General features: G+C 42.7%; 23 protein-coding genes and 1 pseudogene. 2 read left to right on the forward strand and 22 right to left on the reverse strand.

What is annotated here, in order from left to right; genetic code table 11:
• Nucleotides 1-48 precede the first annotated feature (48 nt).
• From ACL9RM_RS15935 to ACL9RM_RS15980, 10 genes are all read right to left on the reverse strand, one after another.
• On the reverse strand, nt 49-3,477 hold the full coding sequence (locus tag ACL9RM_RS15935; RefSeq protein WP_250268376.1) for a GH32 C-terminal domain-containing protein: 3,429 nt from the start codon (nt 3,475-3,477) through the stop codon (nt 49-51).
• A gap of 131 nt (nt 3,478-3,608) precedes the next feature.
• Nucleotides 3,609-3,788 (reverse strand): hypothetical protein, encoded by a 180-nt coding sequence (locus ACL9RM_RS15940; protein WP_250262070.1) that lies wholly within the window; start codon nt 3,786-3,788, stop codon nt 3,609-3,611.
• Nucleotides 3,706-4,020: a hypothetical protein gene (locus tag ACL9RM_RS15945; RefSeq protein WP_061828409.1), complete on the reverse strand. Its 315-nt coding sequence runs from the start codon at nt 4,018-4,020 to the stop codon at nt 3,706-3,708. The genes ACL9RM_RS15940 and ACL9RM_RS15945 overlap by 83 nt, the downstream gene beginning before the upstream one ends.
• 11 nt (nt 4,021-4,031) lie before the next feature.
• Complete coding sequence (locus ACL9RM_RS15950) at nt 4,032-4,184, reverse strand: hypothetical protein (RefSeq protein WP_322161070.1); 153 nt, start codon at nt 4,182-4,184, stop codon at nt 4,032-4,034.
• Nucleotides 4,165-4,251, reverse strand: a complete 87-nt coding sequence (locus tag ACL9RM_RS15955) for a hypothetical protein (RefSeq protein WP_322161105.1) — start codon at nt 4,249-4,251, stop codon at nt 4,165-4,167. Before ACL9RM_RS15955 ends, ACL9RM_RS15950 begins: the two co-directional genes overlap by 20 nt.
• Nucleotides 4,252-5,164: 913 nt before the next feature.
• The gene (locus ACL9RM_RS15960) at nt 5,165-6,646 is read right to left on the reverse strand and encodes a glycoside hydrolase family 32 protein (RefSeq protein WP_250268375.1); all 1,482 of its coding nucleotides are present in this window, start codon (nt 6,644-6,646) and stop codon (nt 5,165-5,167) included.
• 11 nt (nt 6,647-6,657) lie between these two features.
• Nucleotides 6,658-7,893: an MFS transporter gene (locus tag ACL9RM_RS15965; protein WP_061828411.1), complete on the reverse strand. Its 1,236-nt coding sequence runs from the start codon at nt 7,891-7,893 to the stop codon at nt 6,658-6,660.
• 199 nt (nt 7,894-8,092) lie between these two features.
• Nucleotides 8,093-9,076, reverse strand: a complete 984-nt coding sequence (locus tag ACL9RM_RS15970; protein WP_061828412.1) for a LacI family DNA-binding transcriptional regulator — start codon at nt 9,074-9,076, stop codon at nt 8,093-8,095.
• A gap of 100 nt (nt 9,077-9,176) precedes the next feature.
• Nucleotides 9,177-9,452: an alpha-amylase family glycosyl hydrolase gene (locus ACL9RM_RS15975; protein WP_322161107.1), complete on the reverse strand. Its 276-nt coding sequence runs from the start codon at nt 9,450-9,452 to the stop codon at nt 9,177-9,179.
• 295 nt (nt 9,453-9,747) lie between these two features.
• The gene (locus ACL9RM_RS15980; protein WP_250268374.1) at nt 9,748-10,011 is read right to left on the reverse strand and encodes an SDR family oxidoreductase; all 264 of its coding nucleotides are present in this window, start codon (nt 10,009-10,011) and stop codon (nt 9,748-9,750) included.
• Nucleotides 10,012-10,032: 21 nt separating this feature from the next.
• Between ACL9RM_RS15980 and ACL9RM_RS15985 the strand changes: the two genes are divergently transcribed.
• Nucleotides 10,033-10,245 carry a hypothetical protein gene (locus tag ACL9RM_RS15985; protein WP_250268373.1) on the forward strand — a complete coding sequence of 71 codons (213 nt, stop codon included), beginning with the start codon at nt 10,033-10,035 and terminating at the stop codon, nt 10,243-10,245.
• Nucleotides 10,246-10,607: 362 nt separating this feature from the next.
• On the opposite strand, the gene ACL9RM_RS15990 is transcribed toward ACL9RM_RS15985, so the two are convergent.
• From ACL9RM_RS15990 to ACL9RM_RS16015, 6 genes are all read right to left on the reverse strand, one after another.
• Nucleotides 10,608-11,171, reverse strand: coding sequence for a DUF3737 family protein (locus ACL9RM_RS15990; protein ID WP_250268371.1), 564 nt, complete (start codon nt 11,169-11,171; stop codon nt 10,608-10,610).
• Nucleotides 11,172-11,333: 162 nt separating this feature from the next.
• A complete protein-coding gene (locus tag ACL9RM_RS15995; protein ID WP_250261329.1) occupies nt 11,334-11,729 on the reverse strand; it encodes a cupin domain-containing protein in 396 nt (131 codons plus the stop codon).
• Nucleotides 11,730-11,809: 80 nt separating this feature from the next.
• A complete protein-coding gene (locus ACL9RM_RS16000; protein ID WP_414126400.1) occupies nt 11,810-12,184 on the reverse strand; it encodes a cyclophilin-like fold protein in 375 nt (124 codons plus the stop codon).
• 100 nt (nt 12,185-12,284) lie between these two features.
• The gene (locus ACL9RM_RS16005) at nt 12,285-13,073 is read right to left on the reverse strand and encodes a carboxymuconolactone decarboxylase family protein (protein WP_069291962.1); all 789 of its coding nucleotides are present in this window, start codon (nt 13,071-13,073) and stop codon (nt 12,285-12,287) included.
• Nucleotides 13,074-13,251: 178 nt separating this feature from the next.
• Nucleotides 13,252-14,454 carry a multidrug effflux MFS transporter gene (locus ACL9RM_RS16010; protein ID WP_069291961.1) on the reverse strand — a complete coding sequence of 401 codons (1,203 nt, stop codon included), beginning with the start codon at nt 14,452-14,454 and terminating at the stop codon, nt 13,252-13,254.
• Between the two features lie 205 nt (nt 14,455-14,659).
• A complete protein-coding gene (locus ACL9RM_RS16015; RefSeq protein ID WP_250268368.1) occupies nt 14,660-15,709 on the reverse strand; it encodes an NAD(P)-dependent alcohol dehydrogenase in 1,050 nt (349 codons plus the stop codon).
• A gap of 304 nt (nt 15,710-16,013) precedes the next feature.
• On the opposite strand from ACL9RM_RS16015, the gene ACL9RM_RS16020 reads away from it, so the two are divergent.
• Nucleotides 16,014-16,559 (forward strand): TetR/AcrR family transcriptional regulator, encoded by a 546-nt coding sequence (locus ACL9RM_RS16020; protein ID WP_165179876.1) that lies wholly within the window; start codon nt 16,014-16,016, stop codon nt 16,557-16,559.
• Between the two features lie 306 nt (nt 16,560-16,865).
• On the opposite strand, the pseudogene ACL9RM_RS16025 reads toward ACL9RM_RS16020, so the two are convergent.
• From ACL9RM_RS16025 to ACL9RM_RS16050, 6 genes and pseudogenes are all read right to left on the reverse strand, one after another.
• A pseudogene (locus tag ACL9RM_RS16025) lies at nt 16,866-17,525 on the reverse strand (alpha-amylase family glycosyl hydrolase).
• 65 nt (nt 17,526-17,590) lie between these two features.
• Nucleotides 17,591-18,484, reverse strand: a complete 894-nt coding sequence (locus ACL9RM_RS16030) for a carbohydrate ABC transporter permease (RefSeq protein WP_250268367.1) — start codon at nt 18,482-18,484, stop codon at nt 17,591-17,593.
• A 13-nt stretch (nt 18,485-18,497) separates the two neighbouring features.
• Complete coding sequence (locus ACL9RM_RS16035; protein WP_250268366.1) at nt 18,498-19,412, reverse strand: ABC transporter permease; 915 nt, start codon at nt 19,410-19,412, stop codon at nt 18,498-18,500.
• A gap of 32 nt (nt 19,413-19,444) precedes the next feature.
• The gene (locus ACL9RM_RS16040; protein ID WP_323873178.1) at nt 19,445-21,181 is read right to left on the reverse strand and encodes a sugar ABC transporter substrate-binding protein; all 1,737 of its coding nucleotides are present in this window, start codon (nt 21,179-21,181) and stop codon (nt 19,445-19,447) included.
• Between the two features lie 324 nt (nt 21,182-21,505).
• Entirely contained in the window at nt 21,506-23,164 is a 1,659-nt protein-coding gene (locus ACL9RM_RS16045; RefSeq protein WP_250268362.1) for an extracellular solute-binding protein, read from the reverse strand.
• Nucleotides 23,165-23,212: 48 nt separating this feature from the next.
• Nucleotides 23,213-24,619, reverse strand: a complete 1,407-nt coding sequence (locus tag ACL9RM_RS16050; RefSeq protein WP_250268361.1) for a response regulator transcription factor — start codon at nt 24,617-24,619, stop codon at nt 23,213-23,215.
• Nucleotides 24,620-24,621: the final 2 nt, after the last annotated feature.

Here is a 24,621-nt window from a genome sequence, read left to right on the forward strand (position 1 = left end):
GATAGAAGAAGTAATTTACTGTATAAATCGATTTCTGTGCTGCGGCATTTACAAGGCTGACATGATGATGTTTGCAGGTTCATCGTTGCTCACATTGACGTTTTGATAAGATGCGTAGCCGCCAAATACATGAAGTCCAAAGTGGCCTTCTGCAAAAGTGCCATCCATTACATCTATGACTTTTTGTCTATCCACATAAACTACAATATGCGGCCCATTCGCTTCTATTTTCACCTTATAAGTTTGACATGGCTGAATGAAAGTCGGTACTTTCGCAAGAACCTGCCGTTCTTCAAATCCTCCATTAATTTTATAGAACAGACGGATCGCCTTCATGTTAGGGTCTAGATTCAGATAGTAACCACTGCGCCCATCCTCGCTAGCCCTGAACAAAATAGAACCTGCTCCTCCTGTTTCACCAAGCATCATGTCTGCTTCATACGTAAAATTCCCAGCCTTCTCTTTAGCGATATAATTCGCATCGCTGAAATAATTACCACGAATCCCATTCTCGCTAACTAACCATGAAGCAGCAGACAGATCTTTGGTCCATCCACTCAGGTTTGTCCGGAACTCACCACCTGTGACTTTAACGAGCACACTAGCGGATGCTTTACCATTCGGAGTAGATACGGTGATCGTGGACTCCCCCTCTTTTTTCGCCTCAATAACCGCCTGTGAATTGTCTACCACGTCTAAGGCTATTACTTCTTTATTGCTGGACTCCCACTTAAGCGGTTGAACGCCAAAACCTGGTCTGTACTCGACCATTGCCTGCAGTGTGTCCGATTCCCCTATACCCAGTTCCCGAACCCTCGTATCCATCTTTATCTGAGCTTTTGAATTAATGTCCTCATTCCAGACGGATTGAAGTTGATGCACTTTCAAGGAAACAACGTTCACATTCCCGCCTTTCACGTAAAAACTCATCGCTCTACTGGCTGGATTCGGAAATATAACATCTGAAAAGACGACGTTGCCGCCGTTACCAAAGGCTTCAACGGAAGACTCATCCACAAGAATACGCATCTTGACCCGATTATTCTCCATTTGCATCGGCGCTTCATGCTTTTTATTGAAAAGGCTGGAAAAGTCCGTTACTCCAGATGCAGTTCGGTCCACAAACATTTTACTCTCGCTTGCGGTATAACCCACAACCGTCTTCTGATTTGCACCCTCACGAAGGTTAAAGCCGAACTCGGTCACTGTGCTGGCTTCAGGGATTTCAATTTCAGCTTCAATTTCGTAAGCACCTGAAATAATGCCTTTTAGCAGGTTCCCGGAAGAAGGACTCACCCCTTTGTTAGAAGCAGAGTACAATGGTTTACGCAATGATTCCAATTCTTTAATTGGACTTTGTGCCATCCGAATTCCATCTTCGGTCGTTACCAATGATACTTCTCTCGGAATGGTTAGTTCACCTTTCCAATTCGTCGTTGGGAAAGCGAACGGATAGTCCCAATTCGTCATCCACGCCATCATCACTCTGCGATGATCAGGCATGTTAGCAAAAGACATCGAAGCGTAAAATTCTTTACCAAAATCTGTTCTTAGCACCTTACCCGCCGGATTATCATTCACGAATTTACCATCAGCTGTTAAATGACCAATAAAATACTCGGCATCTGATCCACCAGTTTTTGGATTCGCTCCCGTACTGATCATCATAACCCACTTCTTCTGTGACGTTCCGTCTACCGGAAGCTGGAACAAATCAGGGCATTCCCATACACCTCCGCGGACGTAATCCCCGTATCCCCAATTATCTGTCAATGTCCAGTCAAGTAAATTCGTTGACGTATAGAAACGAATATTATCTCCTCCGGACACAACCATAACCCATCGGTTATTCTCGTCATCATAGATCACTTTCGGATCGCGGAAATCCCATCCCCCAGGGTCTTCTCCGCTCTTACCTGGGTTCTCGATCACGATCGGGCGGTCCTTCGAATATTCCCAAGTGCGACCTTGGTCCTTGCTGTATGCCAGACCTATACGCTGGTTCCCATTCGGGCCATCCGGATTAAAGGAAGTATAATATGCAATAAGGCCCTTGCCTCCTGAATCCCCGAATAAACCGGATGCATTCGTCATATCCGCAACAGCCGATCCAGACCAGACATGTCCGTGATCATTCCACGGAAGTGCAATCGGAAGCCGCTTCCAGTTCAGCAAATCTTTACTGACAGCATGCGCCCATGTGCCTCCATCCTGATGGAAGAGATGATATTCTCCTTCGAAGTAGACAAGTCCATTCGGATCACTTGCTGAACCACGTATTGGCGTGTAGTGATACTGAGGACGATATATTTCGTTATAATATTGGCTCGATTCCGTCACATAAGTATCCTGGAAGTAAGCCGTCCCCTGTTTGACGACGATTCCGGTATTTCCATTCGTGTAGGTTGAATCTTTCACGTCAATCGCGGCCGTAGTGTATCCGTCCAGGAAGACCTGAATTCGATTTCCCTTTGCCTTGATCTCCACATGATGTTTGGCTCCCATCTGACTCGGATAAGTACGCAGTGAACTTGCAATTACTGTTCCTTTCGTATTCGTCAAACTTACACGGACCTGATCTCCTTCCTTCGTAAGAGTAGCTTCATATCCATCAGCTCCATCGGCGGAGGAACGAAATGCGAGAGCCGCAACAGAATCAGGAAGAAGGGTAATATTCCCTTCATACACAATATCAGCCGCCTGTTTGTTATAGATTTGCTGTGCCTTGCTCTCATGTGCTATCGTCCCTCTTTTGCCGCTGATATCAGGCTGCCATTTTCCCTTACTTGCAACCACTGTACCCAAATTACCTTTCAGATCGCTCACCACGATGTTCGAAAACAAGGCGGATCCATCCCATACATGAAGTCCCAGCTTTCCGCTTCGATACGTAATGTCCTGAACATCAATCAAAGGTTTATATTGATTGCCCCAATATACTTTTAGCGAGGAACCCACTGCCTTCACTTTGAGATGATAAATCTGACCCGCTTCAACAGAAACTTTACGCTCCTCCTTTAATTTCCCATCTCCATTCCTTGCATCTCTTAACCGAATCAGACCTGTATCCGGAATGATTTGGAGTTTGTACGAGCTAAAGCCATCCTCATTAGAACGGAACAACAACGTTGCGACTGCCTTCGTATCCCTGATCATGACATCAGCTTCATAGATAAAATCATCGGACACCGTCTCGGAGATGGCCGTTACATTTTCTTTAGGCTGCGAAGTCAGCAAGATTCCTTCTGAAGTATACTCTAATAACCCTTTCCCTTTCACTTGCCAGCCTGTCAAATTGGTGTTTAATTTGGTAGCGTTTTCAAAAATAGAAAGCTCCTCCTTTGCCTGTTTACTTGCTTCCTGATCAGCGAACACAGCCCAACCCGTAGCCGGATTAGATGTAAAAACGCCCATTGAAGTCAGAGCTAACCCCGTTGCCATCAGAAGACATATTGCGAATTTAGATTTATCTTTCATTCCTTACCCTCTTTTCTAATGGAATTGAAAGTAGCGGTCAGCAACTCGAGCTTAACTGGACGAGTCCTGGCAGCACAATATAATCAACAATGTGATCCAGTATGACACTAGAGCTGACATAGCCGTTCAGGTTATGTAGCACAGCCTTTCGAATCAACGGGAACAGCTCTTAGCTGACTTAATTCACTTATGGGTGTTTGGATTAAGCAAATTCCCTCCGAATACGTCCTAAGCTGTATCTCTCGGGGGATTGACATGTGACCACGCCATTCTTCTGAAGGAAGAGTGGAAGCATAACGCCAATTGTTCATCCAGCCGACCCAAATCTTTCGTACGTCCTCGTTCGGAATGCCATCCCAGGTCACGGCCGCCTGCCGGTGGTTCTGAATCGTTTGGATTCACACCATTTCTATCCCCGACACTTAGCATAAGAATCCACTTAGTGATATTGGGATCTTCATCCACTTGGATTTTAAATGCCTCAGAACATTCAAAAATATCCTCGATGGATACCCGGAATATCAGAGCTGAAATCGCTTGCAAAAAACCATGCCTTAAGATTGGAATACGTATAAAAATTTTACATGGTCTCTTACGGCAAGAACCATTACCCACATTGACGATTCGTCATACCAAAACAACTTCGGATCACGAAAGTCTAGCATTTTCGTTGGGAACAAAACAGGATTACCTTGCCTGTGTATCATAAGGGGTATGTTGGTAGAACAGGTGGTACTCTCCTTCATGGTAACCCATGCCGTTGGGATCATTCATCTAATTTTCCTTCGGCTAATAGTGTAATTGGGACTGTATTTATTTTTATAAAAAATATTCACTGGTTCCTTTTCTGCTACTCATCTCACCAGATAAATGTATTTCTTTAATGTTACTCACCCTCCTTTTAGGTTATTTAGGATCTTAATAGAAGTGATTCAACTAGCTTGGCAACTAAATTGGAATGCGTGCAAATAACTGCTTAGTGTACCTGAAAAATGCATCTCTTATGAACCAAAATAATCCAATAGCGTGCATTTGTCAATTTTTTTTTACTTCATTCCAAATATTTTTGGATGAATGAGCTTGTTGATTTTACATTTGCACAAAAATATATTAAATCACTCGAAAATGGCAACTTTTATTTAATTTTATCTAATCGTCCTTCTTTATTTTGTAAACTAAATGTATCTACAAATGTTCACAAGTTCTTGTTCTTTCCGGCAAAGGAACCAAGCTCTTGGTCTGGCCGCGGCAGCTGCAACACGTCCGATCCTCCTGCAGACGGTCCGATTTCTTCCCTATCTCGAACCCTCCCTTAATCCAAGCTTGGTTTAAACCAAGCCTAGAGTGCAACCAGGAACGAAAAAAGGACGCTCATTAATCCACGAACGCCCTTGCTTCAGAACTCACAACTTTATTTGACACCTTAGTCACCTTATTTTGATAAAGGGTGACTAAGATGCTCATGTTTATTTTATTATTCACCTCTGATTTTTACAATTTTATGCTCCTTCATTCAAGACTAAATATCCACTCATTTGCTTTTAAAAAATATTAATTCTATCGCCTTAAAAAAAACGACACTACATATTTTCTGCAGTGTCGTTTTTAATCCGATTATCTTAAGTAATTAAGCGAGATAAAATCTTACTTTTCTTTTGCAAATATGAACTGCAATCTTTTCATCGAGTTATTCAGCTTGCCATATATCTTTCAATTTCCAATAGGTCAATTCATTTACTAGAGCCTCTCCACCCTCCGTTATGATTTCTATGCCTAGCAATTTCTCACTCGGATAGATGCGACTTGTCATCGTAGCTTGTCCTTCATTCGCAAACATTTCAATGGATGAGCGATCCAGATATACATGCAATGTCAGCTGCCCCCCAGCATTGAAGGCTGTTTGACGTACTCCATCTGTCTTCTTACCTGATTTAGAACAATTAAGCATAAGTTTCTGCTCCGGAATAGAATATGTGATAACCGTTTCTTCTCGACCTGTTCCACGAAACTTCAAGCCTACCATGTCTGCACTTGACTTCGTGAGGTCGAACACTACCTTAAGTTCAAGCAGGTCGGCTTCAACTTCCTTGAAGTAACTTCCAGAAATGGCGCCATATTGACACAAAATATGTTTACTTTGACGAAGCAACTTCATTTCTTCTACTGGATTCATCAGTACTTTATTATTGTCACCCAACGTAACTAAACGCGGGATCGTCATTGCTCCACACCAGCCGTCTGCTTTCGTCGGCATATCCGATTCCCACATATCCATCCAACCAATCGCAATGCGGCGACCTTGATCATCTAGAAAAGTTTGAACCGCATAGAAGTCATGACCATTATCCAACTCGATGAACTCTCCATGCTTATATTCATTACTATCATAATTATAATCGCCAACATAATATCCCGTCTGGAACAAGTTATTGTACTTATCTCCCTGCGCATCAATACCTTGTGGGGAGAACATAAATATATGCTTACCGTTCAGTTCAAAGAAATCAGGGCACTCCCACATGAAGCCCATATTCTTATCTCCCTGCAGAAGCACACCATGATAGGTCCAAGTTCTAAGGTCAGGAGATGTATATAGAATAACACGCGGCAGATCTTCTTTCGTGCTGTTACCTAGGATCATGTACCATGTATCCTCATGCTTCCATACCTTCGGATCACGGAAATGCTGGGAGCTATCTATCGGAGGTTCAGCGATTACGGGATTCTGCCTTATTTTTGTAAAATGAATACCATCTGTGCTTACTGCCACATTTTGATTTTGGAAAAAGATATTGTTTGGTTGATCAATATAGTGATGGCCAGTATAGATCAATGTCAGTTCGCCGTTATTATCTACTGCGCTTCCTGAGAAGCAGCCATCAAGATCACACGCATCTCCAGGTACTAATGCAATCGGACAATGCTCCCAATGTACAAGGTCTTTACTCTTCACGTGACCCCAATGCATTGGACCCCAGTTCTCATCATAAGGATGATGCTGATAGAAGGCGTGATATTCACCTTTAAATTGAATTAATCCATTTGGGTCGTTAATCCAGTTTGCTGGTGCCATAATATGATAACCTAATCGGTACCGCTTGTTCATTTTCGCTTCTGCCTGTTTCAATGCTTCCTCAGCTTGCTTCGTATTGTTATTATATGTGTTCATCTGTCTTCCTCCTATGCTGTTTCAAAAAGCTTGTTAGGCTTGGGATTCAGCTTTTTCGGTTCTTTCTTTAAGGTAAAGATTGAGATTGTTGTAAAGGCAAATACGAAAACACCCATAATCACGTACGTATTTGCAAAGCCTCTAATGTCATAAGACATACCCGCGATTGGCGAGAAGATCGAAGCTCCTACCTGACTCATAAACTGGTATCCCACCAGATATAGGATCGAAGACAGACGCGTATCGAAATTAGCAGCCAAGTACTTAAATACGGAGATCAGCATGATTGGCAGTTCCAATGCGTGAATCAATTTCATAGCTGAGATACCATAAGGTCCAATAACTAAGCCTGAACCCATGATCCGGAACGCCATCAAGAACCCTGCCAATATCAGACCCTTTTTTGCTCCAATTTTGTTGACAATGAAAGGCGCTAAGAACATCATGCCTGCTTCCAAGAATACTTGTAGGGAATTTAAGTAACCGTAAACTTGATTGCCTAAAGCAACCGTTGAGAACGTCGATGAAAAGTAATTCGGGAACTGCTGGTCATACACATTGTAAACACAGGTAACACCAAGAACATATAAAATGAAGAACCATAAATGCTTGTTTGCAAACAAATGGACGATTTGCTTAAAGTTAACAGATTCTGCTCGCTCCATCTCAGAATCTGTCATTTCAACTTTAATTGTCATCATAATGATAAACAGAATGACAGCAGATACGGATCCAATCCAGAAGTTAATGTTAGGGTTGATATTGAAGAGCTGACCAGCGAAAAATGTTGCTGCTGCCCAACCTAGCGAGCCCCACATACGAGATTTTCCGTATTCAAAGCCATATTTTCGGCTGACTTTCTCGACATAAGATTCGATGGCTCCGATTCCTGCCAAAAAAGAAATACCCAAGTATAATCCACCTACAATGGCGCCGAGAAATACATTGTATTGAAGTAACGGCCCATAGATATAGATATAGAAAGGACCAACAAATAAGAGTAAAGAACTGATTAGAAATAAAATATGCTTCTTCAATCCAATTTTATCTGATATATAGCCATAAAGCGGTTGCATACATAGCGCAAAGATAGCGTTTACAGTAAAGATAACACCTGTTTCAGCACCATTCAGACTGATTTCTTGCCCTAGCCAGATGGAGAACAATGAGTAACTTGCTGACCAAGTAAAGAAGAAAAAGAAGAAATAGGCACTTAGTTTCCAGTACAAGCTCTTTGACTTTCTCATATCGAACGCTCCTCTAAGTTAAACATTTAATGTAAATGAAAGCACTTCCGTATTTACAGATCGATTATATGTCAACCGCTTTCATATGTCAACCGCTTGACATATTTCTAAAAGGAAAAGAGCTCTCCTCTTTGATTTCAATTACTCTAATAAGGATAGCTCCACCTTATATCACAATGCTGAAACTATGGAAATTGTATTAAGCTGTACTAGCTTCAATAAGTTTCACTGGTAGATAGGTTTCTCGCGGGACATCACTGAATCCACCTTCAATTTCTTTAATAAGTAACTCTATGGAAGATCTCGCGATCTCCTGTATTGGTTGCTGAATTGTCGTTAATTCTGGGAGAAGATTGCGGGTTGTTTCTGTTCCGTCATATCCAATTACGCGAATATCTTCAGGAACACGTTTTCCTCTACTTCTTGCTTTAGCAATAAAAGACGCAGCCACCAAGTCATTACTCGCAAACAATCCATCTACTTCAGGATGTTCATCGAGCAAGCGTTTAATCGGTTCATCGTGATTCTGTTGGTGGAAGGGATCATGTACTTCATAGGTAATTGCCTTTCGACCATACTGCTCCATCACATCTTCATATGCTTTTCTTCTCAAGCTTGCCGGTGTTTCCAATTCAACAGGGCCATTGATGTGTAAGATATGCTTGCACCCCTTTTCAATAAGCAGTTCTGACGCCAGTTTTCCACCCAAATAATTATCCGATCCTACAACTGGGATTGAATCGGATAGAAAATGATCGATCGCAATGACGGCAATATTCTTCTGTTCATAATTTACGATACCTCGGTTGTGTGTACCAACGATAATACCGTCAACTTGATTTCGCATAAGCATATCCACATAAGATTCTTCTTTATCCAGCTGATTCAAACTGTTACAAAGCAACAGCTTATAGCCTAATGACGCAGAAATATTCTCTATATGAAAAGTCAGCTCTCCGAAAAATGGGTTGCTTGTAGTTGGAATGATTAATCCAATTAGATTTGTTCGTTTACTAAATAATGACCGAGCCACATCATTTGGTAAATAATTCAGTTCCTGCATCGCTTTATGAACTTGATCCTTCGTTTCTTGACTGATATAGCCACGATTATTAAGTACGCGAGAAACCGTAGTCGGTGAAACTCCAGCTAATTGTGCAACATCGTTAAGTTTTGGTTTCATTGATTCAACCTGCCTTCTCTCCATGCCAAGTCTCCAATTATTCTATTATTTTAACATGGTTAAACGTGAAAAAACATCTGACCCTACGAGCCCTTTTCATTCAAATCTGTAATATCATCCATATACAGTGGTATTTGTTTTGTAGGTTGCTACTGCCTCCTTGAACCATGGATATTCGCGGCTTGAATGATTGATAACAAGGTCCATGACATCTTACTCCCTTTCGGTCCGCTTCTTCCATCAAGGTGCGAAAATCATTTAGACTCCCACACAGCGGGTATACCTGATAGTAATCAGTTACATCATATTTATGGTAACTTGGAGACGGATTAGGGGCATAAGCCAGAGGCAGTTGACCTCCAAATCCACCCCGAATGGGGTTTGCCCTCGTTTAAGTAATCAAGTTTTTGTGTAATTCCTTTCAAATCACTGTGTCCGTCTTGTGAATATACTTGGTTGAATTATTATCTTGTGGAGTATGGATAAATGTATCCATTTAAGTGTATACATCCCGAGATTTTTGCCATTTTATATGGACTAATATATGAACGTACCATAATGGAATGAATCTCATGTGTGATTTCGTAGAAGAAGATGGGGCTGTGTTACCGCTTTTGGGCGGCATGCTTTACATGTAGAAACTGGTAGTATACAACAAAAAGCGAATATGATTATTGCATATAGCGTCCTCCATCCATGACAATGGTTTGTCCCGTGAGATAACCAATTTTCGGATTGGCAAGTTGGGGCACAAGCTCCCCAACCTCGGATTTTTTACCCAGGCGACCCAGCGGCGTATTCCCGATAATCCCTTCCATCACAGCGTCATTTAATGAACCTGTCATTTCCGAGGCGATCAGGCCCGGCGCGATCACATTCACACTAATATTGTATTTTGCCAGCTCACGGGCTGAGGATTTGGTTAATCCAATCAATCCGGCCTTGGAAGCACCATAATGAGGGCCGAAGCTTCCTCTCGTAAAGCCGCTACAGAGGAAATATTAATAATTCTGCCTTCTTCACAAAGGATCTGTGATAATTTTTTGCATGTAAATATGAATCTGGATTTAAAAGCCCAGCTCAATATTTTAATAGGACAAATCAACTCCCGCTATGGAAATCTAGCACAAGCTCTGGATCACTTCTTTTTAGCTCGCACCATATATTAACAAAAGCAAGCGCACAAAAAAATAAACGAATTGTATATCCTTATAGCTGAAGCTTATTATCACCAAAAAGATTTTGAGACCGCTTCGTATTACTACAGACAAGGCCTACCTGCTCATTAACAAAAAACCTCAGGGCTTCTTCCAGATGGATAAGGTCCCTGGGGTTTAATCATTTATATTTCACTTATGGCTCAAAACGCTTAATAACGATGAACGCATTGTGGCCGCCAAAGAGGTCAAATCGATTTCAGTTTGATCATAATATATAACTTCTCGATCGCTAACTAAACGAATTTTTTACGCATCTCTAAAGCAGATTTTCCATTCGTTTCGTGGAGGAGTGTCCGGTAACCGTTATTGAATCAATCGTCCAATCTTTGACGGTCCATGTAGCACATTCCCTGATTGCTTTCGATGGTGCAGTTGATAAACGTGATGTTCTTCGAATTCCAGCCTAAATATTCTCCGATGATCAATGAATCATAAACGGTGATATTCACACAATTCCAGAAAGCGTCCTTTGAAATAAGCTTTGCATTGCGAATCTCCATATTCTTTGCTCCGTCGAATGCGTAGTTCCCTGCCAATGTGAAATCGTCGATGGTGATATTTGCGCTATTCATTCCAAAATAATCGCCTTTTGCGGTCACATGATTCAAGTGAATATCTGCGCAATTCCATAAGGTTTCTTGCGCGTTGGGTAGATCGACATTTGTCAGTCGGATCCCGCTCGAACGCCGAAATATCTTTGGTGCCTCTATTACGGTGTCACTGATGGCAATTTGATGTGTATACCATATTCCTGATCGGGCCATTTCAAGGAAAGTGCTGCTACTAATACGAATATTATTGCAATACCATAAGGGATACTTCCATTTGAAAAGTGCTCGTTCTCCAGTAAGTATTTGTTGATCGATCGTTTGCATAATACTGTCTCCAATCACTCAGTACTAGCTTCAAATATTCCCTGACCTCATATTCGTTTGATGAATATCCGCAGACTAGAAACAGTGGGTTCCTGGTTTATGAGAAGCTTCAATAGAAACGGCAGCACTGATGTCTGCCGTTTCTGTGTGTTACTTCATTTATTAAAGTTTAGTATAATCTTCATCCATTACGGGTTCTAACCAATCTGTTTGTCCTGGTGTAAGAGCTAAGTGAACAAACCAGCTGTCCTTCGTAGCACCATGCCAATGTTTTACGTTTGGTGGAATGTTTACCACATCGCCTGTTTTGAGTAATTGGGCTGGCTTTCCATCTTCTTGATACCATCCTTCACCGCCAGTAACCAACAACACTTGCCCAGCATGATGAGAGTGCCAGTTATTGCGGGCACCGGGAGCAAAGGTTACATTCCCAATTGCTGTATTGAGTGGTGCTGGATCGGTAAACACCATTTGTAAGTATGCGTCACCGATAAAATTTTTTTCGACTTTTTGACCCAATGGGAAGAGTGTGCTATTGCTTAAGTGCTCATTCTTCATTTTTTATCCCTACTTTCTTATATTTTTATTATTATCCAACGAGATGCTATCGACTTCCTACTTTTTAGGAATCATTAACGCTATTGGGCTTGCTCAATCGTCATCGTGAAACTGCCGTTCATTTTTACAAGCTTTTCAACTCCGACCTCAATATGACCTAGCTTTACAAGTCGACTTGAATAACCAAAATCTTGATAAAATATAGCCAAATTGCCCCAAGGAGAATAATAAGTAAAATCTCCAACGGAAGGATCGATGCCTGACGGCGCAGCTTTAATGGACAATCTTTTCTCTAGCCTGCTGATTTTTTCGGTACCAGCATAATCCTCGAAGGTTATAGTCATTGGAAGTCGCTGTAAAAAATCTTGGCTGGTCGGATTATCGTACATGCTTACCATTACTTCCTCGTTGTTAAATATCAATTTTATTTTTATATTAGTTGTTTGATTGGCCACAGTTTTTCCTCCATTGGTATTACCGCCACAAGCCATGAGGGTAAGGGTCATCAAAAAACAAGAGATAGAGAAATCTGTTTCTTCACTAAATTCTCTCCAGCTATTCCGGAATGATTTCATTTAAGCAACTTAAAGCGTTTAATGTTCTCGGAAAACCCATATATGGAAGGCAGTGAGTGATGGCAGTGATCATCATATCCTTGTCATTGCCCGCATTCAGATTGCCCCGCACATGTGCCTTGACTTGACTTTCACAACCGCCCAGGCTGCTTAAGATACAGAGGGTCAGCAGCTCCCGTGTCTTCAGATCAAGACCTCTACGAGTATAGAAGTCGCCAAAACAGAAGGCAGAAAGATAGTCCTGTATATGCTTTTGATTGGATGGAGCATTATCCCTATTTTTTTCAATGATATCGCCAAAAATCTCTACCTGCACTGCAAGCCCTTTATCTAACCGATTCTCTTCTTCAACCTGCTTTTGGCTTTCGAGAGGTAACACTATATTTTGGGCCTTGAAAACTTCATTAATCTCCGCGATGGCAATTAGCGTTTTGGGGAATCCTAAATAAGGCGCACATTGGTAAATGGCCTCTTTGATTTCTACCGGTGTCAGCCCAACGTTCAGTGCAGCCTGAGTATGGGCCTTGAGCTGTGGCAACGTTTGGTTCGTTGCAAGCACCACCAGAGTAATAAGCTCACGTTGTTTATCGTCCAATTCACCTTGATAAAAAACTTCTCCAAAAATGAAGCGGCTCAGGATGTCCTGAAAATCAGGATCGGTAGCGTATGCCGCTGGCACTCCATCGCCAAATAGCTTTTTATACGTCACTTGATTCTTTTCAATTCGATTCGTACATTTCCCTCTATTTCCAAGTTTCGTATAATCCATTTCATGCTTCCTCCCTTTCTTTTCCTTAAAAATAGTCCAATGAGCGCCTTTATTGATGTACATTAGGTGTTGGTTTCACGCGGTGGATCCTTGACTGTCGCCTAGTACCAATGGGAGTTATGCTCTTAGTAGGTGCATACATAGAGTGAGCGCCAATACTCCTTTGATATGGAGTGCATCAAACGGATAATTTTTTTATCCCTTTAACCAGAATGATATAGGTAATTATAGATAATAAACTGGTAGAAAAAATAATAATTCCAAAAGGTATGGCAGAATTTTCGCCTGCAATTCCCACAAGCGGAGACGTAACGGCACCTAACGCGAATTGTAAGGTGCCGAGCACGGCAGAAGCGCTCCCTGCAATATGCCCTTGCGACTCCATTGCTAATGTAAAAGAGATGGGTCCAATGATCCCAATGGATAAGGCGAATAAGAAGATCGAAATAAACATAGCTGATAATGCTCCATGTACTAGTACTATAAATAAGACCGCAGCGGAAGATATAAAAGACAGTATTAATCCGATCAAAAATAGTCGACTTTCCGTTACCCGGCCTGCAAGCAGCTTGACGAATTGAGATCCCAAGATAATAGCAAGGCCATTCAACGCAAACAGGATCGAAAACAGTTGCGGCGACACGCCGTATATGTTTTGATAAATAAATGGGGTACCTGCAACATAGGCAAAAACACCTGCGAACAATATGCCATTGACGAGAGCATATCCCATAAAAGACCTCTTTTGGAACAAGCTGTTATAATTTTTCATCAACGAACGGAGACTGCTTGGAGCACGTTGCTGTACAGGTAAGCTTTCCTTTAACCCCCATATGGTTATCCCAGTTAATCCTATACCTAGCACCCCTAAAAATATAAATACACCTAACCAAGAGCTGTATGACATGACCGTACTTCCGGCCGTAGGGGAAATTAACGGAGCGACATTGCTTATCATCGTTAGCAACGATATAAACTTAGTCATTTCAATCCCACTAAACCGATCTCGAACAATAGCGCGCGAAATAACGAGTCCGGCGGACGCAGCAACCCCTTGAATAAATCTTAAAAATATAAACCATTCTATGCTTGGTGCAAAAGCGCATCCAATCGAGGAAAGGATAAATAATATCATGGAAATCAACAAAGGCCGGCGTCTTCCATAAATGTCGCTTAAAGGCCCCATTATCAACTGTCCTAACCCTAATCCTAACAGGCTAGTGGTTAAACTCGCTTGAACGGCAGTTGCACTTGTTCCAAAAAAAACAGCGATTTGCGGAAGTGATGCAAGATACATATCGACAGTAAACGGCCCCAGCGCCGAGAATGTGGCCAATATTAGAGCAAAACCGAGAGAATTTTTTTGGGTCTTATATTTCATTCCTTTAACTCCTATGATTGATTAAATGCACATTCTTTAAGCCAACGCATTTGCTTTAGGTTTTGTCGTTTTATTACCCTGTGACAGTATACCCCTCCGATATACAAAGGGTCTTAGATAAATTTCGGAGATATGTCTTTTCCTTATCCAACTCAAGGGCACACCACCCGGCGTGCCCTTGATATTTTTTTGCTGCAATGAATCCCTATTCGTTCTCCATCGTGCTGATGTCGATGACAAATCGATACCGGACATCCGAAGCAAGTACGCGTTCCCATGCCTCATCAATCTGATTAGCGGAGATAACCTCGATCTCAGGCGTAATGTGGTGTTCAGCGCAGAAATCAAGCATTTCCTGTGTTTCCCGAATACCGCCGATTGCCGATCCAGCAAACGACCGACGATGCGGGATAAGAGAGAATACTTGAACTGGCAATGCCTCCGGCGGCGCACCGACATTAACCAAGGTACCGTCCACTGCCAGCAGTGATAGGTAGGCATTCAAATCAATTTTCGCGCTCACCGTATTCACGATGAGATCAAACGTGCCGGCCAGCTTCTTAAATGTCTCCGCATCGCTGGTGGCATAATAATGGTCCGCTCCTAGTTTCAAACCATCTTCTTTTTTCTTCAAGGTTTGAGATAAAACCGTTACTTCTGCTTCCATAGCATGAGCGAGCTTCACAGCCATGTGTCCGAGTCCGCCAAGTCCAACAACTGCTACCTTCTTGCCGGAAGCAGCACCCCAATGGCGCAGCGGAGAGTACGTTGTGATCCCAGCACATAAAAGCGGAGCGGCGACATCAAGATCAATGCCGTCAGGAATTCGAACCACGAAATCTTCCGTTACGACGATGTGGGTGGAATAACCCCCTTGTGTATATTGTCCATATCTGTCGATAGCTGCGTAGGTACCCGTATGTCCATTAAGACAATATTGCTCCTCTCCTCTACGGCAACTCTCGCACTCTCGACAGGAATCAACCATGCAGCCAACTCCTACTCGGTCACCAACAGTATACTTTGTGACTTCCGAGCCAACCTGGGCGACAACACCGGCGATCTCATGTCCTGGAACGATAGGGTATTGGACTGGCCCCCAATCCCCACGAGCGGTATGGATGTCAGAGTGGCAAATACCCGCATACTTGATCTCAATGAGAACATCATGCGGCTTAAGATCTCTGCGCTCAATTGTAGTTAGTATGAACGGACCTTCCGGACCGAACACAGCACGTGCATTAGCATTAATCATATATAACCTCCAGTGAATACAATTTTATCTGTTAGTCCTTTTTTAGAAATTAGTAATGATTATTCACATTTTTTTATTAACTACCAAGTGAACATCCCTCCTTTCTAAATTTAAGTTCTCCTTTTAGGTAATATTAGTGAACCACAAAGAGCGGATAAACAAAACTTGTTGTTTTATCAACTCACGTCTATTATTATAAAAAAGAAGCCTAAGTTCAATGGTTAAAAAAGCGCAATTTGTTGAAATAACAACAACATCACGAAAAGTGTTCATTATTTTGAGTTGGTCAGGGGGAAAAGACTAAATGATAAAAGTAGATCGGAGAATTCTAAAAACGCAAGAATCCTTGAAAAAAGCCGTTATTGAACTGATGGCTGTAAAAAACTTCGATGACATTACCATTCAAGACATTGCAGACCAGGCAAACGTAAACCGTGGTACGATTTATCTTCATTATCAGGACAAATATGATTTGTTGGATAAACTGATCGAATCACACATGAATGAATTAGGCGAAATGGATGAATGGGCATGTAAGCTGGATTGGAGCAATGGACTTGTACCTTTTTTTGAGTATTTTGAGAAAAATTATTTATTTTTTTCGACTATGTTAGCCAGTAAAGGAGCCCCCTCTTTTAGAACTCGTCTTCTTGATTATGTTATGGGAGGATTCAGAGGTGAGATTGATAGAGAAAGTGGAAGAAATGTGGATTTAAATGAAGACGTTATGTTGCAATATGCTGGTACCGCTTATGTAGGGGTAATAGAATGGTGGATTAGAAATGAAATGCCGTATCCGCCACAAATCATGGCTGAACAAGTTGGAGCCTTATTGGAGAGAAGTCTATAGAGGGTTAAATAATAGGTTTAAATAGAGTCTATACTGATTGAAGATAACTGCCCGTTAGTTTATCAAAAATGGAGCAGCAACCAACCGGCAAACTGCTCCATGCTATTTTCAACTAACGTTTCTCGTTTGCTCAATGATATATTAGTAATCACTTCGCCCATTCCCCTAAATTATCCATTTATACCATAATGCACAATATTTTCGTAGCTCAAGCCTTGTTAATCTAATATGTTCAAATTGAAATACCATTGAAAACTCACTGCCGTCCGGGTTGCTATACAATTTGGCGCTCTCTGGCGTAGCGCCCTATGTTTCTCCAACCGTCAGCAGATCTCCAGCTTTTTGAAACGTCTCCTTGCTGAGTTCCCTGATATACTTATGCAGATTCGGCCCGTTGCTGGTAATTTTCAAATCTGGTTCTTTTCCGATTAAGTCAATTACGTCAAGCCGAAAACCGCCTACACCCTTGCTTATCCACCAATTGATCATTTCGTAAATCTCTTGTCGGACTTTTGGGTTTTCCCAGTTGAGATCCGGCTGTTTTACAGAAAAAAGATGTAAATAATATTGTCCTATCTCGGGTACCCATTCCCAAGCTGAACCACCCATATGGAACCCAAGTCGTTTGGTGGCATTTCTCCAATGCCATCTCTCCAGACATAATAGTCATGGTACGGATTTTCTTTACTTTTTTTGCTTCTTGAAACCAGGGATGCTCATCATATCATCCAAAGATCCGAACATCGGATCGATATCCCGATAGTCCGAAATATCATAACCAAAATCATCCTGAGGGAATTTACAAACTGGTGATAGCCAAATTGCTCCGACACCGAGTTGCTGCAAATAGTCTAGACGGGAAACAATTCCTTTCAAATCGCCGATTCCATCACCATTACTATCTTGAAAACTACGTGGATATATCTGGTATACAACGATTTCTTTCCACCAATTTTTATTTTTCATTGTTCATTACAACCCTTCCAATACACGAATAGGTGTTTTTATCTCAATCAAGTCACAGCATACAATTACTCTTTTACCGATCCTACAACAATTCCAGTCACAAAATATTTTTGAAGCAGCGGATAAATCAGCAGCAGCGGGATGACAGCGACTACGATTTTGGCCGCATTTAGATTTTTGTTTGAAATTTCAGTCAGGTTGCTGAGTTGTGCTGAGTTGGTGCCGGATTGAAGAAGTTCCGCAATATCCACGTTAAGAGACTGAATATAAGTCATTAGCGGATAATTGCTGACTTGGGTCATATAGATCAAACCGCTGAAGAAATCATTCCACGTTCCCACGATACTGAATAGTGCTACCGTCGCCAGCGCAGGGATGGACACGGGAACATACACTTTGAACAGGACCTGGAGCGGATTCGCCCCATCGATGAATGCTGCTTCTTCTAGCGCCTTAGGTACAGCAGAGAAGAAGTTCATGACAAGGATGACACTAAATATAGGGACAGCTCCCGGTAGAACAAGCGACCAAATTGTATTAAGCATATCGAGGTTTTTAATCAGTAGATAACTCGGGATCATCCCGCCGCTGAACAGCATGGCAAAAATCATGACATTCATATAAATGTTTCTGCCCCTAAATTCCCTTTTCGACTTGGAGAGCGGGTATGCCATTAAAATAATAAGAATCATGTTGAGAAGAAGTGTGAGCACAACACGTAGAACAGAAATGCCAAAGGAACGCCAGAACTGAGCATCATCAATAATTTTCGTATACGCTGCTGTTGTAAAATTGACCGGTACGAGACCTACAGCATTAGCTGACACGGCCTCGCTGCTGCTAAATGAAATCGCAACGATATTCCATAACGGAAGAAGGCAGATCAATGCCAGCAATATGACGATGGCATTGATGACAAACCGGCTAATTCGATCTTTTAGGCTTACAGAATATGACATGGGCTGTGCCTCCTTAGAATATTTTTCGGTCGGTGTATTTTTTGGCCAAATGGTTGGCGGACAATAGCAAAACAATACCGATCACTGACTTGAACAGGCCAACAGCCGTACCGAAGCTATACTGTCGCCCAACGAGCCCAATCCGATATACATAAGTATCTAGAATATCTCCCGACTCATAGACAACCGGATTATACAGATTATAAATTTGATCGAAGCCGGCACTCAAAATATTGGTCAGACTCATCACTCCCATGAGCAGGATAATAGGCAGCATACCTGGCAACGTAATATGCCATACTTTTCTCCACCAGCTGGCTCCATCCATTCCTGCCGCTTCGTACAGACCCGGATCAATCGAAGTAATTGCAGCCAAATAGACGATGGAACTGTAACCGAACTCCTTCCACACGTCTGTCCCAATAATCAGCGGCTGGAACCAGGTGTTGCTGCTGAGAAAATTAATATTCTCCAGACCGAAGAAAGCCAAAATTTGATTCACAATTCCATCCAAACTGAACATGTTAACAACCACGGACGCTAGAACTACCCAGGATAGAAAGTGTGGCAGATAAACAATTGTCTGAACGGATTTTTTAACGAATTTGATGCGAATCTCATTTAACAAAATGGAAAAAATGATAGCCATCATGGTTCCCAATAGAATCTTGGCAATGGCAATCACCAACGTATTACTAAAAACCTGTGCGATGTCCGGCAGCTTAAACATATAAATAAAATGCTTCAGCCCTACAAATTCGGAGCCAAACATCCCCTTGGCTGGTATATAATCCTGAAACGCCGTAATGACACCGACCATCGGAACATAGCTGAATACCAGCAAAAATAAAATTCCCGGAAGCATCATCAGATGATACATGGCACCCGTGCCCAACCGACCTTTTGCTTTATCATTTCCCTGTTTCATGGATGGACCCCTTTCTAGCAGTTCATGATTATTTATTTATTGGATGCGGCCTCGTCTTCAATTTCCTGAATTACCTGGTCACCGCCTTGTTTCTTCCAATTGCTAACGAAAGTATCGAAGTAATCCAGAGATTCTGCACCAGTCACGATTTTGATGAAAGATTCCTGCTCCATCTTGGTCAGATTAGCCCATGTCTGTTTCATGCTTGGTGTAGTTCCAGAGAAAGCGGGTGTCATCCAAACGAATTTGTTTTCCTGTGTCAGTTTGTCGATGAGTCCCACTCCGTTGATACGCGAGTGATATTTCGACCAGGCTGTTACGTTATCCGTATCCATATCGCTCAAGTAGGTTTGGATACTTTCAATATTGTTCTTTGATTCGGTTGTCCGGACCTGATCCAGACTAATCTCCCCTTTAATCCCGCGAACAACGTCAGAGTAATCATCCAGCAGCGAGGTAGCCGAGTTGACTTCAATATTAAAAGGTCTGGTAGAACCGTCTACGCCGTTCTCTTGATACTTGGCGGCTTCTGGCATAGATGTTTTCACATTTTTATCATTTGCCAGTTTATCGTAGAAAAGGTTTACTATTTTAACGGCGAGTTCCGGGTGTTCATATCCTTTTCTCACAACGATAAACTGATTGGCTGGATTGGCGTGTGCCACGTGTACCTTTCCGTCTGCATCCTCCAAAGTGTAAGCCGTGAATTTCGCATTCTTATCCATCTGCTTCACGCTGCTCAGACCCCAGTCGGGAATATGCCATGGTCCAAAAGCAATACCGCTTTGGCCGTTGGTGTACAGTGCCGTAATATCATCAAATGTGCGTGTTCCAAATTGCGGGTCGATGATGCCTCTCTTGAACCAATCTGCCATGACGCCTAACATCTGCTTGGTTTCCTTTGTTGTCGAGCCATAAACAATGCTGCCATCCTTTCCCTTCATCCAGTATTGAGGGAATGCACCCTTGGTGGAGGCAACTCCCAGCATGGTATAGGCGGAACCATTATAGTCACTTGTATTCAGGGTGTTCACAAAGGGAATACCTACCGGTTTCCCGGATTGGCCAGGATCTCTTTTCAGGAATTCCTCGGCCGTTTTCTCCACATCATCCAGCTTGATGGCCCCGTCTCCGTCTGCGTCAAGTTGGATACCCAGTAAATCCAGCCAATCCTGACGAACCCAGACCATGGTTGGCGCGGAATCTAGGGAAGTAGCCGGAAGTCCCATTAAACGTCCATCTATCGTCGCATTATCTAATGCACGGCCCTCATAAGATTCGTAAATGTTCTTGATGTTATCTGTGGCATACTGTTTGTAAATTTCCGTCATATCTTCAATCAGATCATTATCAACCAGTTCTTTGAGTTCATCCTTGGAATCGACACGCATCATGTCAGGCAGTTCCCCAGAGGCGATGGCGAGAGAAACCTGACGGCTGTAATCTTCTCCGTTGGCTTCAAATTGGTCTTTAATCTGAGCGTTAAACGTTTCTTTGACCAGCCGAGTATACGCGTTGTTCTCATACGTATCTCCAGCCGGCAGTTTCGGGTTGGCTGTAGTCACACGACCCATCGTTACGGTTATTTCGTCTTTATAGGCACTGAATGGGTCTCCCGGTGTTTCCTCATACTTGCCCGCTTCCTCCGCAGTGGGAGGGTTGGAGGAACCCCCACAGGCTGCAAGGGTTGAAATCATCAGGGCAGACATCGACAGCACGGCCAGACGTCTCGTCAACATGTTTCTTTTTATGAACCATTTAGTTCTCATCACATTCGATTCCCCTTCGTTCTGAATATTTCTCTATCGTTGTTGTTTGCGCTTTCATTATAAGACTAGGAGAAGACAAATCGAGATAGGGATTGAACGTCTGTTTGGATAGAGAAATGTATACGGTTTCATTCGGGATCATGAAGCCGTAGTTGGCTTGTAAGCATTTATCCTACCTACCGACATACATTTGTCTATCCTTACTTACTAATCAAAGTGAAGAACAAAAAAACCGGCAGCTCCTGAAACAGGAATCTGTCGGCTTGATTAATGTAATTATAAAAGTGTCGTGTAGAATTTATCGTATCACATTCATGATGGTCTTCAGCGATGATTATGGGCTACGGTCACCTCCACAGTCACTTGATCGCCCCCTTGTTCCTTCCATTCCTCGACAAATTGATCAAATGAATCGATTGGTTCAGCGCCTAAAATAATTTTCAAAAATGTATCATGTTCCAGTTTCGATAGTTCACCCCAAGCCTTCTCCATCGTTGGAGTTCGTATGTAGGTAAGGCTTCGAACTTTATGGATGTTTGGATCGAAGAAATTTCTTCCGCCTACAAGAAGCGAATAACTCCGCATAAAGCTGTCGCTCTGTTTATTCCAATAGGAAATACCATGTTGATCATAAGGCTTCAATTTGGTTTGTTTCATCGTCGAAACCAAGTTTTCCAGTAATTTGTATTCAGACTTGCCCTTGAAATCGGCGGGTGTTTTGGTTCCCATCAGAATATCCTGCGCGGCCTTCGATTCATATCGTGCCTCATCTGCCGGAGCAAAGAAATTGCGGCTCAGCATAAAACGCGTACCGTACTTGAACTCATCACGAAGGTACAGATTGTTAATTTTAATGATCGCTTCGGGATGAGCATATCCTTTTCGTACCACCAAGAATGAACTTGACGGATTATCCACCTTCACATGGTATGCTCCGTTTGCATCCAGCGGGAGTGCATATGCTTGCCAGTTCGCCTTCGGCTCGTTCTGCCAAGCGCTCGGAAGGGGCCAGTACCCAGCATAGAAACCTTGAAAGAACATCCCCGCCTGACCGTTAATGACTGTTTCCTCCGCTTCTTTGCGGATGCCCATTTCTGGATCGAGAAGACCTTTGGCGTACATTTCACGCAGCTTGACCAAGGCGTCCTTCGTTTCCGGTAGAACCGAACCGTATACAGGTTTTCCATCTTTGCTCAGCCAATATCCCGGGAAAGATCCATATGCTGCGAAGATCGGCGTTAGATCAAAAGCAAAAGCACTGTTGTTGAAATCGTTATACAGTCCAGTGCTTGAAGCAAGGCCAATCGTATCCCGCTTACTGTTTCCATCCGGGTCATTCTCCACAAAGGCCTTGGCGATAGCTTCCAGGTCATCGACCGTTTTCGGCGGCTTCAGTCCAAGACGATCCAGCCAATCCTGTCGAATCCAGAGCATGCTGAAGTCTTCCGCTGTCATAGAAGGAACAGCCATCATCTTGCCATCGAAGGTCACTTGTTCCATAGCCAATCCGTTTGTGCTATCGATGATTTTTTTTATTTCCGGTGATACGCTGCTATTGTATGCCTCGGTTAGATCTTCAATTTCTCCAGCCTTGATCATCTCGTTCAGCTGCACCTGATTTACAATCATGGCATCCGGCAGATCATTGCTGGCGATAGCCAGATCGATTTTCTGACCCAGATTTTCCTTCGACACCTGCCATAATACCTGGACATCAATGTTGAGGTATTGTTTAATCATCGTTTTCCACATATTCTTCTCAAGTGTTTCTCCTCCGGATAGATCCGCGCCTGTTGGGTCTACCACATATCCCAGCCGGATGGAAACGGGATGTTCATATTTCCCCAATGGATCGGCAGTAGCAGTGTCCGAGATTGTTTTCGTTGATCCCATTGGTGATTCCCGGAAGTATGGGCTGCTGAAATATACTGTCCCTGTAATTAAGCTGACGACAAGAACACACGCAGCCATCTTCTTAATCATCGCTTTCCCTTCTTTCGCCCGGATTATTGACTCATCTGGGAGAATACGCTATTTATCCCCTCTGCCGAGCTGTCGATATTCGCTTGGCAGCAGACCTGTCAATTCGCGAAAAATTCGGCTGAAATATTTTTCATCCGTATAACCCACTCGCTCCGCAATCCAGAAAATCGTGTTGGTTGTATTCAATAAATACTCTTTAGACTTCTCTATTCGTATAAATCGGGAGTACTCATTAAAGGTTTTCCCCATCAAATCCTTGAAGCATTGACTGAAATAGCTTCGGCTGATGTTCAGTTGTTGGGACAGACCTGAAGCTGTAAAAGCTTGGTCCAAATCATTTTGCATGATCATAATCGCTTTTTTCACGGCGTCTACAATTTCTTGTGAATACGAAGTCTGTTCATCTGCCTTACGAATGCCCACAGAGGTCTGCTTGATCCAATCTTCTACCTCGTACCAGGATTGAAAAGAATGGATCATTGAGATTCTACCCAGCGTGGTCTGAGCAAAAAGGTGATTCCATTCCATAACTATAGAGTATAGCAAACCCATCAGCTGGCCTTTATGCAGTCTTAGTGATTTGAACTGTTCAATCAGTTGGTTGTAGTAACTGTCGTTGTGGGTCCATGGTGATAGGAACCAACTTTGTTTAATACGATCCATGTCTTCATCCTGCGGTTCTATTGGAAATGAGTCCTCCACATTCATCGAAACGGAAATGACAGGATCACAAGGATTGTATGCATAGAATAAGGACGTTTCTGTATAGTTCATAATCCAGTTTTGGATTTGCGACCATGTTCGCTCTTGTACATCGGACAGAACCAGCAAGGCGCCTTGGGGAACTTGATCCAGGTATTCCTTCAGTTTACGGAACAGCTGATCCTCTACGTCCATGGGTGCCGTCCACATCCAACTGTTCCGTTCAACCTCCCAACGGATCTCATCTACATTGGATGTCAGTTCAATCGGCCAGTTCTGTCCTGACTTGCGATCCAGTGAAACAAGTGCATACACATGGCGATAAAGGACATTGGTCTCACTTAGCAGCGGCAGCTTTCGTCTTGTATTCGCCAGCTCGTCAATCCGGGTATGTATTCGATGCAGCACGTGTTCGAATTGCTCTTTCTCGAGCTGAACTTTGGCTATATAATCGATGGCTCCCAGCCTGAGCGCTTCCTGGATATAATCGAAATCTTGATGCAGTGTTAATACGACAATATGTAGTTCTGGATAGAGCTGCCTGGCAGCTCGCATCAGTTCAATACCTGACATTACCGGCATCGCGAGATCCGTCAACATCAGATCGACCGGTTGGGATTTCAGAAAATCCAGTGCTTTCAACCCGTTACTTGCTTCTCCTACAACCTCCATATTGAACTCGTTCCACGGCATCGCGGAGCTTATTCCTTTTCGTACCAATTTATCGTCATCCACAATCAACACCTTAATCATCC

Origin of the sequence: Paenibacillus sp. S29, from assembly GCF_049319765.1 — a bacterium.
Taxonomy (GTDB): Bacteria; Bacillota; Bacilli; order Paenibacillales; family Paenibacillaceae; genus Paenibacillus; species Paenibacillus polymyxa_B.